Raw genomic sequence first — 17866 nt, forward strand, 5'->3', positions numbered from 1 at the left:
ACCCTTACAACTGTTGTTGCTTGATTAGGCTTAGTGCACTTGCGGCCGCCGCTTTTTCGGCCTTACGACGAGACGTCGCTTTTGCTTGAACCGGTTCTGCCAACAAGGCCACTCGACATTGCACCACAAAGCTCTGCTGATGATGCTCACCGTCAACCGACACCACCTCATAAACAGGCAGTGCTAGCTTGCGAGATTGCATAAGCTCTTGCAGGCTGGTTTTGGGGTCTTTGTCAGTTTCCATCAACTGCTGGGCATCTAAACGACTATCAAACCAATTCAAGACGCAGGATTTGGCTTTTTCAAAGCCAGCATCTTCATAGATAGCACCAATAAGCGCTTCAACAGCATCGGCTAAAATAGAATCACGGCGAAAGCCACCGCTTTTGATTTCACCACCCCCTAACTTAAGGCTTTCGCCCAAATCAAATTCACGGGCAATGGCGGCCAAGGTTTCACCTTTAACCAAAGCTGATCTGACACGGCTCAATTGGCCTTCAGTGGCATCGGGAATAATTTCAAATAAGCGCTGACCGATTACAAAACCTAGAATGGAGTCTCCTAGAAACTCCAAACGCTCATTATTGTGTTTACCACAGCTGCGATGGGTTAATGCAAGCTCAAGTAGCTCAACATTTTCGAAATCATGCCCTAGACGCTGCAGCAGGCGAATGCGGCTTGGGCTTTGAGTATTAGGGTTTGGCACGATCGGTACAGCAAATCTCAGGATTACGGGTATCTAAGCGATGTCTAAAGTGCATGACGACATCAATATTAGAGATAAGATTGTTACGCACTTCATAATCAATAATCACTATAAAGTGGTCATCGATGCGTTCGATGGTCCAATTTTTAGGATCCGAAGCAGCGCCACGAACATTATTCAAAGAAAATTGCTTCGTAAGATTATCGCGCACAGCTCTCGGGGACTTCCCAACAACACTCATAGAGCCGTTGGTAAGAGAGACCAAAGTAGACTTAACAAAACGGTCGTCGATAAAGGCCGGTACCGTTTGGCTGAGAAACATTAACAAAGAGCCAAAGATAAAAGCCACCACCAACATACTTGTTAGTGACATTCCCTGCTGGCGAGACAAGTTCTTAGATGACATGTTTACTCCCACAAATTAGCTTAGTTAATACCACCGACACGATCGAAACTGGGTACACTTAATAAAGACTCCCAAGTCATCCAAACAGCAAAGGCTTTGCCAACAATGGCCGACTCATGAACCGGACCCCAGTCACGGGAATCCGAGCTATTATCGCGATTATCGCCCATCATGAAGTAATGCCCAGCTGGCACCACCCACTCCCCATGGCGACTAAGACGACCAGGGATTATGTTCTTGCGCATATCATGCTCAACCTCACCCAGCTTTTCTTTTACCAATTGATATTGCGGCTGCGCAGGTGGCAGTGTAGCTAACACGGTTTGAGGCATCTCTTCGCCGTTTACGTACAAGACATTATTGGTATAACGAATATGATCACCAGGTAAACCAACGACACGCTTAATATAATAGGTATCTGGCTTATGGGGTGGGAAAAACACCATCACATCGCCACGCTCTGGATCATTAATATCAACAACCTTGGTACGCACAACCGGCAAACGTAAACCATAGGTAAACTTGTTAACTAAAATAAAGTCACCGATTTTTAAAGTCGGCACCATTGATGGCGAGGGAATTTGAAAGGGCTCGGCAATAAAAGAACGCAAGATCAATACAATTGCCAACACAGGGAAAAACGATTTAGCATATTCAACAACGACCGGCTCTTGCTCTGCCGCCGCTTCCAAATCAGCTTGTTGCTCTTCGCTCAAAGTCTTGGAACTTTGCTGATTACTTTTCACTTCGGCCAACTGGCGTTTACGCCCAGGAGCAAGCATCAAAGCATCAAACAACCAAATTGCACCGGTGATCGCAACCGCCATAACCAGCACTAAAGGAAAATTAATATCCATTAAAAGAATTCACCAAAGTCTTTTCAATTAACTGTCGACTTTAAGAACCGCCAAGAATGCTTCTTGCGGAATCTCTACTCGACCAACTTGTTTCATGCGTTTCTTACCCGCCTTCTGCTTTTCCAACAGCTTCTTCTTACGGGTAACATCACCACCATAACATTTTGCGGTTACGTTTTTACGCAGAGCTTTTACCGTAGTACGGGCAACAACATTACCACCGATAGCGGCCTGGATCGCCACATCAAACATTTGACGAGGAATCAGCTCTTTCATCTTGTCAGCAAGTGCTCGACCTTTAAACTGAGCATTGTCTCTATGCACGATCAAGGCAAGGGCATCAACACGCTCACCGTTAATCAAGACATCCAAGCGCACCAGATTAGCCATCTCAAAGCGGTCAAAGCTGTAGTCCAAAGAAGCAAAGCCACGACTTACCGACTTCAAACGGTCGAAGAAATCCATCACCACTTCGTTCATTGGCATATCGTAGGTTACCGAGACCTGCTTACCGGCGTACTGCATATCTTTTTGTACACCGCGCTTCTCGACACAGAGAGTAATTACGGAACCAAGATGTTCTTGAGGTACCAAAATATTGGCCTGACAGATTGGCTCTCGCATTTCCTCGATATCACCAAGCTCAGGTAATTTTGATGGATTGTCGACGTAAGTCGTTTCGCCATCCTTTTTAACAACCTCAAATACTACTGTTGGCGCCGTGGTAATCAGATCAAGATTGTACTCGCGCTCAAGTCGTTCCTGGATGATTTCCATGTGTAACATGCCAAGGAAACCACAGCGAAAACCAAAACCTAAGGCATCAGAGCTCTCTGGCTCATAGAACAAAGAAGCATCGTTTAAGGTGAGCTTGGCCAAGGCATCCCGGAAGGCTTCATAATCATCAGAACTGATTGGGAACAGCCCTGCGTAAACCTGTGGTTTCACCTTTTGGAAACCCGGCAAAGCTTCGACCTCTTCGGTCTTGGCGTGGGTAATGGTGTCACCAACAGGAGCACCTTGAATATCTTTAATACCCGCAACCACATAACCCACTTCGCCAGCTTTCAGCTCTTTGGTTGGGTGGCGTTTAGGGGTAAAGATACCTACGCCATCAACAACATGAGCCTTGCCTGTCGATTTCAGCGTAATCTTATCTTTTACGTTTAAGGTGCCTTCCTTAACACGCACTAGAGACACTACACCTAGGTAGTTATCAAACCAAGAATCGATGATCAAAGCTTGCAGTGGCGCTTCGGTATCACCTACCGGGGCAGGCACTCCATTAACCAATTCTTCTAAGACATCCTCAATACCTAAACCTGATTTGGCGCTACAACGCACCGCTTCAAGGGCTTCAATACCGATAATATCTTCGATCTCTTGGGCCACACGCTCAGGCTCAGCTTGGGGAAGGTCCATTTTGTTCAGTACTGGAATAACCTCCAAGCCCTGCTCGATGGCGGTATAACAGTTGGCCACCGATTGCGCCTCAACACCTTGCGCCGCATCTACCACGAGCAGTGCACCTTCACAGGCATACAGAGAACGGGATACTTCATAGGAGAAGTCCACATGCCCCGGGGTATCAATGAAGTTCAGCTGATAGGTTTCTCCATCACGGGCCTTGTAGTTCAAGGTCACGCTTTGGGCCTTAATGGTAATACCGCGTTCACGCTCCAGATCCATGGAATCCAGTACTTGGGCTTCCATTTCGCGGTCAGAAAGGCCTCCACAATGCTGAATAAAGCGATCAGCAATAGTGGATTTACCATGGTCAATATGGGCAATAATCGAAAAATTACGGATATGGCTGAGGTCAGTCACGATAGTCAAAACATCCAGGGGCGCGCTTTATCAGGCGCCATAAATAAAACGGCCCCGGCATAAGCCAAGGCACAGGAAAATTCTAGGGCGCAAGTCTACCTTATTTAGCTGAGCGGCGCCATTTCAGGCGCACGCCAGTACGGATTTACTCAGGTAGCGAGAAGCTTCTAAAGACAGGGCGGCCATTCACGAAGAAGCGAATTGGCAACAGCTCTTTGGCCGGTAGCTCAGACATGATGCTATGGAAGCCTTCAACATCTTTAACCGCTTTAAAGCCCATCTGTACAATCACCATACCTGGGCGTAAGCCCGCTTTGGCGGCTGGGCTATCTGGGCGTACACGCTTAATAATCACACCACCATCTAGGTTCCAAGCTCGACGCAAGCGATCGCCGACCTCCTCAACCTCGACCCCTAGTCGACCTCCCATATTGGCTCGAGTGCCGGCGACCTGATCATTTTCACCCCCAAGCGAGCCAACAGTCACCTCAAGGGTGATTTCCTTGCCTTCGCGCATAACCTTGGCATCAACCTGATTACCAGGCTGAGTTCGGCCTACCGCATGGGGCAAATCACCCGAAGTGTTAATCTCATAGCCGTTAAACTTGGTAATCACATCACCCGCACGTAAACCGGATTCCGCTGCTGGGCCCTTCGGATCAATTTGTGAAATCAAGGCACCGACCGGCTTTGACATTCCTAAGGAGGCTGCCAGGTCTGAATCCACATCTTGGATAGCAACACCTAACCAACCACGATCAACACGCCCCTTTTCGCGCAACTGCCTAACCACTTCTTTTGCTACTGTTGAAGGGATCGCAAATGAAAGGCCGTTAGAGCCGCCAGAACGAGTAAAGATCTGGGAGTTAATACCAATTACCTCACCGGCCAAATTAAACAACGGACCACCAGAGTTGCCAGGATTAATTGCCACATCGGTTTGGATAAAGGGTACGTAATTTTCGTTGTTTTCGGTTGGGATGCTGCGCCCAATGGCACTCACAATGCCCTGGCTCGCAGTAAAATCGAGCCCAAAAGGAGAGCCAATAGCCAACACCCACTGCCCCACCTTGAGATCATCGGAATCACCAAAGCTCAAATAAGGTAGGTCTTTGGCTTCAATCTTAAGGAGCGCCAAATCAGAACGCTCATCAACACCAATAACCTCAGCATCAAACTCGCGATGATCCAATAAACTTACACTGATCTCATCAGCACCATCGATAACATGGTTATTGGTCAGCAAATAGCCATCTTCAGAGATAATAAAGCCGGAGCCCATTGATCGAGCTTGACGCTGTGGTTGTTGCTGACGCTGACGCTGCTCGAATAAATGGCGGAAGATCTCTGGAATATCCTGCCGCTGCGGTGCAGAGCGACGACTGCGTGCCTTTTCAACGGTATTAATCTTAACTACCGCTGGCGAGCGCTCTTCAATTAAATCGGTAAATTCTGGAAGCCCTCTGGCCTGCAAAGCAGCCGGTAGCAACAACAAAACCATATAAAAGTAACTTTGAAAGTGTTTTAGAGACGATGCTTTGCGTCGTGTCATAGTTAACCTCAGTAGCGTTTTCTACATACGGCCTAGGCCGCAACTGTCTTGAGCTTGGATGTGACTTTAACGACTTGGTTCCAAACTCAAAGCTAATTTTGTTAGCTGTGCAGTTTACGCACAGGTATTTATTGGATAAGGCGCGGCTGATAACGAGACTGGCAATCCGCTGCCGCAAGGCGATAACGCCCCCACAAACTCCCCAAGAATAAGCCTAAAATAGCGCCCGCAATTGAAAAGCCCTCACCACCTAACTGCTGGCCAGCATAGGCCAATACAATCAACAGTAGCAGAGGAATAAGATAGGCGATAGCGGTTGCTCGAACCAAGGTAGACTCTTCGATGCCAATACTTACCTTGTCCTGCAACTTAAAGTCATGCAGCGGGCGGCCCTCTATTGGCACCTTTAGCAAGCCGTGGCTTTCATTGAGATTTTGCAATAAACGCTGACCACAAACATTGCGGCCCCGACAGCTATCACAGCTTGATTTTTGGGTGGTTTGCAACCACAAATGATCTTCGGCCACTGCAATAATGCGGCCTTCTTCTTCAACCATGTGCTACTCAAACTCGCTAGCGCGTTTTAGAACGCACCGATTCGGCAATCTGACGCAGGCTGCCACCAGGAATTTCACCAACCGCTGTCACTGTGTACAACTGCTGACCTAGGGACATTTTACTCATAACCACCGAAGTTGCACCACGATGTGTAGTGCCAATAATCACCTGCTCTTCCGAAGCTGGCTGAACAAAGATAGATAAAGCATTCAAGCCGTCGGTATACATAATTTGATCGCCGCCCGCTTTGGAAGCTTGCTGCCCTGAAAACACAAAGCCTTCTGGCAACCAAGCGGCCTCCCATGTTTGTCGCGTTTTGTGTACTTCAGGTAATTGCTCTCTATCACTACATAAATGAGAGCGGTCCACTTGTTCGACCAGCTTGTCCGCAGCCTGCTCTGGCGCAAACTCGACATCAGCACCCAATTTCAAATCAACAAACTGGAAGCGCTCACGCACTTTATTAGCCCCACCAACCAACTCCAGCATAAGCGGCAAGGCCGTTTCGCGATCGACTGCGATCACATAGCCATAGCGGTGTTCATCGCGAGGCTTGACGCCCAGCAAGAGCGCATCACGATCAGCAATTCGCTGCCGACCTAGAATACTGTATTGATACAGATCCCAAAGGCGCAAAATACGCTCACCCAAGCGCATACTGGCACCTCGTAATAGATGCTCACCTATCGCCGTACAGTTGGCTCCACGCCCTACACTGCGGACCTCACGTCGTGCACCATTGAGCTGCACTAGGCTCTCATGCTCAACACCGTCAATCACTTTATGTGAAATCCGCATACTGTCGACATGATTATCAAATTCGAAGGTTACCAGCCCCTGATAATCCAGCTCTCGCACAGCGCGAGACATCTTATTGAGAATCAGCTGAACTTCTTTATGAATGATAACTTGGCGCTCTTGCTCCGTTAGGGGGCGGGCCCTCGAGCCTTGAGCGCTTTGGTCCTGCACAAGTGGTGCTTCGCTCGACGACTCAGCAGGCGCAGCCGATGGGGGCATATCGGATACCCTTGCGGCAGCAGAATTATTTAAGGATTGTTCAGGGTTTGGCTCGGTTTGAGCGATAGCCATGACGCTGAAGAGAGACAGCGCCACAGCCAAATAGCTAGCTTGCATGTTAGATCATGACCTCACACCGCTCACCAACATGCCCTATGGCAGGAACATAAAACAGCGGGTATTTACAAATTACTGTTCGATTTTTGGAACACGTGCATAAGGTAACACACCTCGGCCACTATTAGCCGCCGCATTATTGGCATGCTCCATCATTAATATATTAAGGCGTCGTTGCAGCTCTTCTTCAGTTAAGGCTTTTTGCGCAGCCTGCTGACCGCTAAGTTGGCTAGGCATTAAGAAATTAGGGCTGCGATTCACGATAGCCGGATTCTGGCTTCTTGGTAAGGGGCTATTAACACCTGCTGCCAACACCGGCTGCTCAACCAAAGTAGGCTGGCTAATAACTGGACTAGCATCTGCCTCAGCCACTACAGCCTCACCAGCAGGCTCTGCAAATTGCTGCCAGTTTTGCTGCACACCAAGAACCACCACACAAGCAACTGAAGCGGCAATGGCGAAACGACCAGCTCCAGCCCAAAAACCTGCTGGCTTTGCGCTGTGTGGCGCTTCATCAGCCAAGGCCTCTTGGATACCAGGCAGCAGGCTGCTACTGGCTGTAACCGACTCACCACGCATGGCGGCGCCTATCATATGGTAACGGGACCACTGCTCCTCCAGCTTAGCGTCTGACTGCTTAAGCAGCCTGCGCAACTCCATATCACTGGCTTGATCGTCTACCAAAGCCGACAGTGATTCAGCCAATTGCTGACCCTGCTGGCGATGCTGATCAATGGATTTATCGGTCATAGCATTTCCCCATTAAGCACCCTATTGATGGTGCCTTAAGTTATTGCAAATCTATTACAGCTCTTCCAATTGGACCAACTGGAGGCTATATACGTTTAGCTGCGAGCGTATACCTCAGCTGCAGCGATAGTGAAGCTGCGACCCTTCACAATCAAAGCCATTTGCGAGTCGCTATAAGACGACAGCTCAATGACTAGTCTAACAATCATTCAATATGACTCAAAGGCTCTCAAAAGGTTCACAAAAAGCTCACCCAAATTTGAACTGACGCACATTTTTGCTGAGCCAGCCCTAAGACCTTTTAACTAAGCAAAGGTGCTATGGCCTTTTCAATAGCCTCTCGAGCACGGAAGATGCGGGACCTCACTGTACCCACCGGGCATGCCATAACACTGGCAATTTCTTCGTAGCTTAAACCTTCCATTTCTCGCAAGGTTACCGCTGTACGTAAATCTTCGGGCAAATCAGTAATCGCGCGATCTACCACCTCTTGCAGCTCATCGCGAAACAAGTTGTTTTCCGGGCTATCAACATCTTTCAAATATTCACTACCACCATAGAATTCGGCTTCCTCCACCTCAACGTCACTTGCGGGCGGACGGCGGTTGCGAGAAACCAAAAAGTTTTTAGCGGTATTAATAGCAATTCGATAAAGCCAAGTATAAAACGCACTGTCACCACGAAAATTGGGCAAAGCGCGATAGGCTTTAATAAAGGCTTCTTGGGCGACATCATGCACTTCAGCCGAGTCTTTAATATAGCGGCCGATAATAGACAGGATCTTATGCTGATACTTTAACACCAGCAAATCGAAGGCTTTCTTGTCCCCTTTCTGAACACGTTCGACCAACTGCTGGTCTGTTGTTGGCGCCGACTGCGCTGCCATGCCTCACTCCAATCAATCCACTTTCAGGTGGATGCAATATTTTTCTTTTACTAATTCACTGGCCGATTCTGGGCTTAATTTTACCACGGACGAGCCTAAGATAGCTCATAGACTGGTTAAGCTGAGACAAGTTCCCAAATCAATCAGCAAATTACATGCTGAGGTTTTACCTAACTTAGCTAAACTAAGCCACTGTCTTTGCAAAGATTATCCATCAGCCCCCCAAAGCTTGAGATACGGTATACTAGCGCCCAACTTCGCACTCTGTGCCAGTGGATTTTAGGAATGACAGAATGAAAACTCGACACCAATACGACGTGCTAATTATCGGTAGTGGCGCCGCAGGCCTCACCCTAGCACTTAATTTAGCCGAGCAGTATAAAGTGGCGGTATTGAGTAAATCCGATATTAACCAAGGCTCAACCTGGTTCGCCCAAGGTGGTATCGCGGCGGTTTTGGACTCTGAAGATTCTGTTGAAGCCCATGTCAAAGACACACTGAATGCCGGCGCTGGCTTATGCCACGAAGACTCTGTTCGTTTTACTGTCGAAAATAGCGCCGATGCTATCCGCTGGCTGATCGATCAAGGGGTAGACTTTACCCGCGAGGCCGAAAGCGAGGAATACCATCTAACCAAAGAAGGTGGCCATAGCCATCGACGGATTATTCATAGCGCCGACGCCACCGGTCAAGCTGTACACTCGGCCCTTTCAGACCGCACACTTAACCATGAGAACATTGATGTCTATGCTCATCACGTAGCGGTAGATCTAGTTAAACAACCAAGCCCAAACAGTCGCAAGCTACGCTGTGCAGGCGCCTATGTTTATAACCGGCCGAAAGATAGGGTCGATCTGTTTCAAGCGAAGGCGGTAATTTTAGCGACTGGCGGAGCCAGTAAAGTCTACCTTTACACCAGCAACCCAGACGGTGCATCCGGTGATGGCATCGCAATGGCTTGGCGCGCAGGATGCCGGGTGGCCAATATGGAATTCAATCAGTTTCACCCGACTTGTCTATTTCACCCGAAGGCGAAATCATTCTTGATTACCGAAGCTCTACGTGGTGAGGGAGCGTACCTACGCCTACCTAATGGTGAGCGCTTTATGCATCGCTTTGATGAGCGAGAAGAGTTGGCCCCGCGAGATATTGTCGCCCGCGCCATTGACCATGAAATGAAGCGCCTAGGTAGTGACTGCTTGTACCTCGATATCAGCCATAAGCCCGAAGCCTTTATCGCAGAGCACTTCCCTACCGTAAAAGCACGCTGTCTTGAATTCGGTATTGATATCACCAAAGAATGGATTCCAGTCGTACCTGCGGCCCACTACACCTGCGGCGGAATCGTAGTCGATCACAAAGGCCAAACCGATTTACAGCAGCTTTATGCGATCGGTGAAACCTCATTTACAGGCCTGCATGGCGCAAACCGAATGGCCAGTAACTCGCTTCTTGAATGTATCGTTTATGCTCAGGCGGCCGCACGACACATCAGTGACACAATTAGCGATGTCGCCGACATTCAAAGCATCGCCCCCTGGGATGCCTCCCGTGTGACCGATTCTGATGAAGATGTGGTTATTTCCCACAACTGGGACGAGCTACGTCGATTTATGTGGGATTACGTCGGCATTGTAAGAACCCGTAAACGCTTAGAAAGGGCCACCCACAGAATTAAGCTGCTGCAAAAAGAAATTGCGGAATACTACAGCAACTACAAAGTCAGCAATGACCAGATTGAACTCAGAAACTTAGCAACAGTCGCAGAATTAATTATCCGCTCCGCTATGAGCCGCAAGGAGAGTCGAGGCCTGCATTATTCTTTGGACTATCCCGAACTATCGGCTGTTGCGAAAGACACGATTTTGGTGCCCATGAATTTCGCAGGGCAAGATTTAATCGTCAATAGCTCTCAAAACTCTTAGAGCGCTACAATAATTATTAGTAGTTGATTCGCTGACATAACAGGCGCCACTTATTTGCATCATGGCAACGACGCATTAAAAGCAGGCGCCACCCTATTCTATGATCTGGTAGCAAAGACAAGAATCGGCCATAGAATTCATAAACCTTTGCTGATCTATCTTGATGTTGTTGCGCCAATAACAGTGTTGAAAGTCCACGAGAAGATAGCTTAACTCGCCAAATCATCATTTCATAATGCTGCCACTCTAGCTCTAGGCCAGGCGCCCTCAAAAGCTCCTCGTCGACGGATTGCAGCGTAAACTCAAGGCCACCACGCTCACGAGAGCAGCAACACAGCTGAAAGGCCGACATAGACCAATGCTTAAGTAGCCACGTCGCACAACTGAGCAGAAGAACGAGAACAATGAATCCGAAAAGCCATTTGTTGATTAAAGGGAAAAACCACAGGGCGCAGATGGCTATAAGGAGATGCAAAGTGCACAAAGAAAAAGATAGAAAACGAGAAGGCTGCAAAGGCAGCCTAAAGGCCTCAACGGCTCCGCCCGAAGATTTACTTGGCGGCAGCAGCTGAGCCAAAACCCTAGTCTTGCAGGCCGGTGTTATTACGAATAATCGTCACAATTTTCAGCAGCTCTGGGTCTTCAGGGTCTTGGCGCTTTAAAAACCAAGCAAACATATCTTGATCTTCACACTCCAAAAGCGCCCAATAACGCTCCTTGTCTTCTTGCTCAAGACTAGGATAAATATTTTCTAGAAATGGCAACAGCACCAGATCTAGCTCTAGCATGCCCCGACGGCTGCCCCAAAATAGGCGATTCTTCTCCATAGCTACCTCAATTTCAGCTTTGGCTAATTATAATTGAAAGCTTGCGACAGCGACCACAGATGTTAAAAAATATTTTACAATATCGGGCTAAATCAATTAGGAATCACCATGAGCAACTGGTCAGAACTTAAGCAATCCTTATCTCTCAAGCAAAGTAGCAGCGAAAAGGCGGAGACTTATCATAGCCCGCTACAGCTTTGCAGCTTGGATCACAAATGTGCCATTGCAGTGCAAGGCCCAGACAGCAAGAAGTTCTTACAGGGGCAACTGACCTGCAACTTAGATGACGTTAAGCCCAGCCAATGGCGACTAGGTGCCCACTGTAATCACAAAGGGCGCATGATCAGCAGTTTTCGCGCCAGCGCCCTTACTGACGAGCACATCCTTCTTACTTTACGCCATAGTATTAGCGACTCCGCACTCGCCGCTCTGGCCAAGTATGCGATCTTTTCAAAGGTTGAGCTTAGCGTGAGTGACCAGCTAATCGGCTTAGGCCTAGCCGGCGAACAAGCTGAGCAACAGCTGTCCGCGTGGGAGCTTTCCATAACTGAAGGCAATAGCAGCTGTAACGATGGCGTACAAGTGCTAGATGTAGGCGGTGGACGCTTTGAACTCTGGGCAAAACAAGAAAAGATAAAGAATTTGCTTGAACAGCTAAAGTCTGATGCCACATTGGTCGATAACTCCCATTGGAAGTTATTGGATATTCAAGCGGGGATCGCTGAAATTGAATCCGGGGTCGAGGAAGCTATCATTCCTCAGATGCTCAATTTCAATGAACTAGACGGTATCAACTACCAGAAAGGTTGTTATACCGGCCAGGAAATTATCGCCAGAATGCAGTACCGGGGTAACGTTAAGCGACACACCGTTCGCCTTATTGAGAAGAAAGGCGAAGCGCAAGCTGAACTTGAAAGCTTAAAGAGCGGCATGAGCGTTTACAGTGCCGACAAAAAAGCTATTGGTGAATTGGTTAACTTTGCCAAGGGGCCTCAAGGCCTTGAAGCATTAGCCGTTGTCAAAGACGGTGCTGAGCAAGCCGAGCTAGCATTGTCTGAGGATGGACCCTGGAATTTCACGATAGAACCGCTGCCATATGCTATAACTTAAACACCGGTCGCTCGTTGGCGGCCTAAATGCAGCTTGAAACGAGACGACGCAATGAATCCACTAGCGGCCCAAGCCCGTACAGATATTCTTTCCGCCATTGATAATGACGAATTGGTACTGCCCAGCCTGCCTGAGATAGCTTTGCAAGTGCGCGAGGTCGCTGAAGACCCCGACGCCGGTGTAATGGATCTAAATAAGGTAATTGGCAATGATGTAGCGCTAACCGCTAGAATTATTAAAGTAGCCAATAGCCCAACAATGCGTGGCGCCCAGGAAATTACCAATCTGCAAATGGCCCTTTCTCGCTTAGGCCTGCAGTTTACGGCCTCCCTAGCTATGGGGCTTGCTATGGAACAAATGTTCCAAGCCAAGTCGAAGGAAATCGACCGTCGAATCCGTGAAGTTTGGAGCCGTTCTAGTGAAATTGCTGGCATGTGTAATGTGCTGTGCAAATTTCGCACTGACTTACAACCAGACCAAGCAACTCTCGCAGGCCTGGTGCATAATATAGGCACCCTACCGATATTTAAATATGCCGAAGAAAACCCAGAATCTTTAAACAACCCCTTCGTTTTGGATATGCTTATCTATGATCTGGGCGCAGAGCTGGGCGATAAAATTTTAAGTACTTGGGAATTTTCACCGGAATTAGTGCACGTACCTAGCCAGCACTTAGACTTTACTCGGGAAAGTGATGAAGTCAGTTATGCCGATATTGTCACCGTCGCCATGCTACAAAACTATATGGGCGGAAATCATCCATTTGCCAACACAGACTATGCAACCGTCAACGCATTTAAGCGTCTGGGTCTAGACCCCAATATGGAAGATGCTGAAGGTGAAGATATTTCCGCTGAAATGGAAGCGGCAATGTCCATGCTAGCTTAGCCCTGCCTCGAAAAGTACATCCCCCAAGCCAATGACCGCCCCTTTTCACCCAGGGCTACGGTCTTGGCTTTAAAGCCTTCACGCCTAAACTCCTCGCTTAAATACGTCTGCTCTTTTGCGCTCAAAGCTACGTTCAGTTGATGCTCTAAACGCTCAATATTTGCCTCTACTTCCACTATCCACTGATGAATTATCTGTTGGGCTTGTCGCTCTGAATAACGACCGGATTGCACGTCCCGAATCCATTGCATTACACCATGAAGTAGAGCCAACAATAAACTCGATTCTTTTGGCAAGCGAATCTGGGCAAACAAGGAATCCATACATGACTTGAGCTCACAACGCTCAAATTGCTCGTATTGATGACACTTGAGCCATTGTCTAGCCAATAGAAATAAAGGGCTGGCCATTATTAGCTTCGCTTCCAGCAACTGTTGCTTAGAATGAACGCAGAGGTAAGAGCCTTCTCGATGACACAAAAACAAGACTTGAGCCTGATCACGTAAAACCCGAAACAATTCAGCTAATGCCGGCTCCCTCGCTACATACTCAAAACCAAACTGGCTTACTACCCAGTCGAAGCTATTGGCCGAAAAGCCTAGGCTCGAGCCATCCATTCGCGCGAAGTTATGCCTGTTTCGTAGCTCTGGCTGCGGAGAAATATCACTGTAATCAACCCCAGCACATAGACCATCGTGTTCAGCGGGCAGCCGTCGCAAAAGCGCTCCATTACCCGTCGCGATATCCAACACAGATTCTTGTGCTTTGATTCTATTGAGAAAATACTCGGAGACGAAACCGTACAAAGGGCTAGCTGGGTGAGCTTGCAAAGATTCACCTGCACCACCACGCCAATAATGCGACCAACTTAGATGGCTATTCACTCACGGGCCTATAATTGTTTTATTTATAAGGCCTAAGCATGAGCTTAATTGCTCACGGAAATATCACAAAAAGCTAAGCTTTCGTAGAAAAAGTCGTCAAAAATAACAATAAACCACAAGCTAAGCGGGGCTAATGCTAACTTAGACAGTCGGTACTGACCAATTAATGGGACTTAGCCCCCGCTGTTGCAAATATTGGTTCGCAGCAGAGAAATGACCGCAGCCTAAAAAGCCTCGATGGGCTGATAACGGAGAGGGGTGAACAGATTTAAGAACGCAGTGCTTATTGGCATCAATAATACGTCCTTTCTTTTGGGCGTAGCTACCCCAAAGTAGAAACACCAAGCCTTCACGCTGCTCGTTTAACAAAGCAACTATATGGTCGGTAAACTGCTCCCAACCTTTTTTCTGGTGGGAGCCAGCATTTGCCTGCTGTACAGAAAGCGTAGCGTTAAGCAGCAACACTCCCTGATCGGCCCAACTTTGCAAACAACCATGGTTCGGAATGGGCAATGCTAAATCACGCTCAATTTCTTTATAAATGTTCAATAAGGAGGGGGGGATTCGCACACCGGCTGGCACAGAAAAGCTCAAACCATGAGCTTGATCTGGGCCATGATATGGGTCCTGACCTAAAACCACGACCTTTACCTTGTCAAAAGGTGTGCTATTAAGAGCGTTAAACATTAATGGGCCGGGTGGGTAAATGGTTTTACCCGCCGTTTTTTCGGCTCGCAAAAAATCGCCCAGCTGTTGCATATAGGGCTTCTCAAATTCTTCGGCGAGAAGTTCTTTCCAACTGCTGTCTAACTGAATATCACGAGCATTGTTCACAAGTAAAGCCTAATTATTCCGGACGCATAGCTGGGAATAGCAAGACGTCGCGGATTGACGGAGAATCCGTGAGCAGCATTACCAAACGGTCGATACCGATGCCCTCACCCGCCGTTGGTGGTAAACCATATTCCAATGCGCGAACATAGTCGGCATCGTAATGCATGGCTTCATCGTCACCGGCGTCTTTTTCGGCAACTTGCTGCGAAAAGCGCTCAGCCTGATCTTCCGCATCATTAAGCTCTGAGAAACCGTTTGCGATTTCACGGCCACCGACAAAAAACTCAAAACGATCGGTAACAAATGGGTTGTCATCATTACGACGCGCCAGCGGTGAAACCTCAGCTGGGTACTGAGTAATAAAGGTTGGATTATCCAAACGATGTTCAACGGTTTTTTCAAAGATCTCGATCTGTACCTTGCCTAAACCCCAAATATCTTTCATTGGGATGCCCAAGCCTTCGGCAATCTTGCGAGCGCCCTGCTCATCAGCAAGCTCAGCTGGATCCATATCTGGGCTGTACTTCAGGATAGAATCAAATACCGAAATACGATCAAAAGGCTTTTCGAAATCGTAAATGGTCTCGCTTTCTACTTCACCTTCGGCGTTTTTCACCGTATTGCGAACCTTAGTAGTGCCCAACACAGCATCGGCCATTTTGCGCAACATATCTTCGGTGAGATCCATCAGATCATTGTAATCTGCGTAGGCCTGGTAGAATTCCAACATGGTGAACTCAGGGTTGTGACGAGTCGACAAACCTTCATTACGGAAGTTACGGTTAATTTCGTAAACACGCTCAAAGCCACCGACAACCAAACGCTTGAGGTATAACTCTGGTGCGATACGAAGATACATATCGATATCCAAAGCATTGTGGTGGGTTACGAAAGGACGGGCTGTTGCACCACCTGGAATCGCCTGTAACATTGGCGTTTCCACTTCCATATAATCTTGGCCGTTTAAATAGCTGCGAATAAACTCGATAACTTTTGAACGGGTACGGAAAACATCGCGCACTTCAGGGTTAACAATTAAATCGACATAACGCTGGCGATAACGCATTTCCTGATCAGCTAAGCCGTGGTATTTATCAGGTAGCGGGCGCAAAGATTTGGTCAGCAGCTGGTAGCTGTCCATGTTAACGTAAAGATCGCCTTTACCCGAACGATGCAATTTACCTTCACAGCCAACGATATCACCTAGGTCAAGCTTCTTTGCAAAGGGACGTGCCTCTTTGGTGATGTACAATTGAATAGTACCGCTAACATCGCGAATAACAATCCAAGGGCCGCGCATTGCCATCACTCGACCTGCCACGGAAATTTGAATATCGTCTTCTTCTAGAGCTTCTTTGCTGATTTCAGTGTGTTTATCTTGTACGTCCTGAGCTTTATGTTTCGGGCGAAAATCGTTTGGAAAGGTGGGGCCTTCAGCGTCGCGCAGTGCAGCGAGTTTTTCACGACGCACCGCTACTAATTTGTTTTCGTCTTGTGGCTTGTTATCGCTCATGGTTAAAGCTCTTGTCAGTAGTTAATTCAGAAATTTTACAGGCCGGCTTTTAAGCTGGCTTCAATAAATTGATCCAGATTGCCATCCAAAACCGATTGGCAATTGCTGGTTTGCACGCTGGTGCGTAAATCTTTAATGCGCTGATCATCCAAAACATAAGAACGAATTTGGCTACCCCAACCGATATCAGCTTTGCTGTCCTCGGCGGCTTGCTTTTCTTCGTTACGCTTAAGCATTTCCTGCTCGTACAATTTTGCACGCAGCATCTTCCAGGCTTGATCGCGGTTTTTATGTTGCGAGCGCTGGCTCTGACATTCCGCGACGATACCGGTGGGTTCGTGAGTTAAACGCACTGCAGAATCGGTTTTGTTGACGTGCTGTCCACCTGCACCCGATGCACGATAGGTGTCGGTACGAACATCAGCCGGATTGATATCAATTTCGATATTGTCATCAATCTCTGGGGAAGCAAATACCGAACAAAAAGAGGTATGGCGACGATTACCCGAATCAAAGGGCGATTTACGCACCAAACGATGAACACCGGTTTCAGTGCGTAGCCAACCAAAGGCATATTCACCTTCAAAGCGAATGGTGGCCGATTTAATACCCGCCACATCACCTGCTGATGCTTCTTCTAAGGAGGTCTTAAAGCCTTTGGCCTCTCCCCAACGCAGATACATGCGCAATACCATTTCGGCCCAATCCTGAGCCTCGGTGCCGCCTGAACCTGATTGGATATCAAGATAGGCATTGTTGGGATCCATCTCGCCGGAGAACATACGGCGAAACTCTAATTTGGCCAGGTGTTGATTTAGCCCTTCTATCTCGGCCTCTACCTCAGCAACCGTATCTTCATCGTCCTCTTCGACAGCCATTTCCAACAATTCGTGGGCATCGGCTATACCCGCATTGAGGGTATCTATGGTCTCTACCACCGCCTCCAAAGAGGATCGTTCGCGGCCAAGTTCCTGGGCTTTGTCCTGGTCGTTCCAAACATCAGGCTCACCCAGCAGAAGCTCAACCTCGTCTAAGCGCTCTTTCTTGTGTTCATAGTCAAAGATACCCCCTAAGCGTATCGGTACGCGTTTGCAGGTCTTTTAACTGGTTAATAATGGGGTTGATTTCCATAAAGAGTCACTAAATCACTGTTCATTAATGCATCACCAGCCTATTTGGCCCATCTTTATGGGGCTGCACTGGTAATTT

At 47.9% G+C, this 17866-nt stretch carries 18 protein-coding genes; 3 read left to right on the top strand and 15 right to left on the bottom strand.

Annotated elements, in window-relative coordinates:
• Positions 1–4: 4 nt before the first annotated feature.
• The 9 genes from rnc to rpoE form a co-directional block, all read right to left on the bottom strand.
• Entirely contained in the window at positions 5–706 is a 702-nt protein-coding gene (rnc, locus tag Q1A08_RS15370; protein WP_299774448.1) for a ribonuclease III, read from the bottom strand.
• Positions 693–1112, bottom strand: coding sequence for a DUF4845 domain-containing protein (locus tag Q1A08_RS15375; RefSeq protein ID WP_299774450.1), 420 nt, complete (start codon positions 1110–1112; stop codon positions 693–695). Before Q1A08_RS15375 ends, rnc begins: the two co-directional genes overlap by 14 nt.
• A gap of 20 nt (positions 1113–1132) precedes the next feature.
• Complete coding sequence (gene lepB, locus Q1A08_RS15380) at positions 1133–1969, bottom strand: signal peptidase I (RefSeq protein ID WP_299774452.1); 837 nt, start codon at positions 1967–1969, stop codon at positions 1133–1135.
• Positions 1970–1996: 27 nt separating this feature from the next.
• Positions 1997–3796 (bottom strand): translation elongation factor 4, encoded by a 1800-nt coding sequence (gene lepA, locus Q1A08_RS15385; RefSeq protein WP_299774454.1) that lies wholly within the window; start codon positions 3794–3796, stop codon positions 1997–1999.
• 145 nt (positions 3797–3941) lie between these two features.
• The gene (locus Q1A08_RS15390; RefSeq protein ID WP_299774456.1) at positions 3942–5348 is read right to left on the bottom strand and encodes a DegQ family serine endoprotease; all 1407 of its coding nucleotides are present in this window, start codon (positions 5346–5348) and stop codon (positions 3942–3944) included.
• A 128-nt stretch (positions 5349–5476) separates the two neighbouring features.
• Positions 5477–5905 (bottom strand): SoxR reducing system RseC family protein, encoded by a 429-nt coding sequence (locus tag Q1A08_RS15395; protein ID WP_299774457.1) that lies wholly within the window; start codon positions 5903–5905, stop codon positions 5477–5479.
• A gap of 16 nt (positions 5906–5921) precedes the next feature.
• Positions 5922–7040, bottom strand: a complete 1119-nt coding sequence (locus Q1A08_RS15400) for a MucB/RseB C-terminal domain-containing protein (RefSeq protein WP_299774459.1) — start codon at positions 7038–7040, stop codon at positions 5922–5924.
• A 72-nt stretch (positions 7041–7112) separates the two neighbouring features.
• A complete protein-coding gene (locus tag Q1A08_RS15405; RefSeq protein ID WP_299774461.1) occupies positions 7113–7790 on the bottom strand; it encodes a sigma-E factor negative regulatory protein in 678 nt (225 codons plus the stop codon).
• A 301-nt stretch (positions 7791–8091) separates the two neighbouring features.
• Positions 8092–8676, bottom strand: coding sequence for an RNA polymerase sigma factor RpoE (gene rpoE, locus Q1A08_RS15410; RefSeq protein ID WP_299774463.1), 585 nt, complete (start codon positions 8674–8676; stop codon positions 8092–8094).
• A gap of 293 nt (positions 8677–8969) precedes the next feature.
• Between rpoE and nadB the strand changes: the two genes are divergently transcribed.
• Positions 8970–10601 (top strand): L-aspartate oxidase, encoded by a 1632-nt coding sequence (gene nadB, locus Q1A08_RS15415; protein WP_299774465.1) that lies wholly within the window; start codon positions 8970–8972, stop codon positions 10599–10601.
• Between the two features lie 16 nt (positions 10602–10617).
• On the opposite strand, the gene Q1A08_RS15420 is transcribed toward nadB, so the two are convergent.
• Both Q1A08_RS15420 and Q1A08_RS15425 read right to left on the bottom strand, forming a co-directional pair.
• Positions 10618–10953 (bottom strand): hypothetical protein, encoded by a 336-nt coding sequence (locus Q1A08_RS15420; protein WP_299774467.1) that lies wholly within the window; start codon positions 10951–10953, stop codon positions 10618–10620.
• Positions 10954–11182: 229 nt separating this feature from the next.
• Positions 11183–11428, bottom strand: coding sequence for a succinate dehydrogenase assembly factor 2 (locus tag Q1A08_RS15425; RefSeq protein ID WP_299774468.1), 246 nt, complete (start codon positions 11426–11428; stop codon positions 11183–11185).
• Positions 11429–11536: 108 nt separating this feature from the next.
• On the opposite strand from Q1A08_RS15425, the gene Q1A08_RS15430 reads away from it, so the two are divergent.
• On the top strand, positions 11537–12538 hold the full coding sequence (locus Q1A08_RS15430; protein ID WP_299774469.1) for a hypothetical protein: 1002 nt from the start codon (positions 11537–11539) through the stop codon (positions 12536–12538).
• 51 nt (positions 12539–12589) lie between these two features.
• The gene (locus tag Q1A08_RS15435; protein ID WP_299774470.1) at positions 12590–13426 is read left to right on the top strand and encodes an HDOD domain-containing protein; all 837 of its coding nucleotides are present in this window, start codon (positions 12590–12592) and stop codon (positions 13424–13426) included.
• On the opposite strand, the gene Q1A08_RS15440 is transcribed toward Q1A08_RS15435, so the two are convergent.
• From Q1A08_RS15440 to prfB, 4 genes are all read right to left on the bottom strand, one after another.
• Positions 13423–14310 (bottom strand): class I SAM-dependent methyltransferase, encoded by an 888-nt coding sequence (locus Q1A08_RS15440; protein WP_299774471.1) that lies wholly within the window; start codon positions 14308–14310, stop codon positions 13423–13425. The genes Q1A08_RS15435 and Q1A08_RS15440 overlap by 4 nt on opposite strands.
• A gap of 141 nt (positions 14311–14451) precedes the next feature.
• Positions 14452–15144 (bottom strand): uracil-DNA glycosylase, encoded by a 693-nt coding sequence (gene ung / locus Q1A08_RS15445; protein ID WP_299774473.1) that lies wholly within the window; start codon positions 15142–15144, stop codon positions 14452–14454.
• Between the two features lie 13 nt (positions 15145–15157).
• On the bottom strand, positions 15158–16657 hold the full coding sequence (gene lysS, locus Q1A08_RS15450) for a lysine--tRNA ligase (protein WP_299774474.1): 1500 nt from the start codon (positions 16655–16657) through the stop codon (positions 15158–15160).
• Positions 16658–16692: 35 nt separating this feature from the next.
• Positions 16693–17788, bottom strand: a protein-coding gene (gene prfB, locus Q1A08_RS15455; RefSeq protein WP_299774476.1) for a peptide chain release factor 2 whose coding sequence is annotated in 2 segments (ribosomal slippage) — positions 16693–17715 and positions 17717–17788 — 1095 coding nt in all. Because the reading frame shifts where the segments join, the coding sequence is not laid out codon by codon here.
• Positions 17789–17866 lie beyond the last annotated feature (78 nt).

Origin of the sequence: uncultured Pseudoteredinibacter sp. (genome assembly GCF_947500695.1) — a bacterium.
In the GTDB taxonomy this organism is placed as follows: domain Bacteria; phylum Pseudomonadota; class Gammaproteobacteria; order Pseudomonadales; family Cellvibrionaceae; genus Pseudoteredinibacter.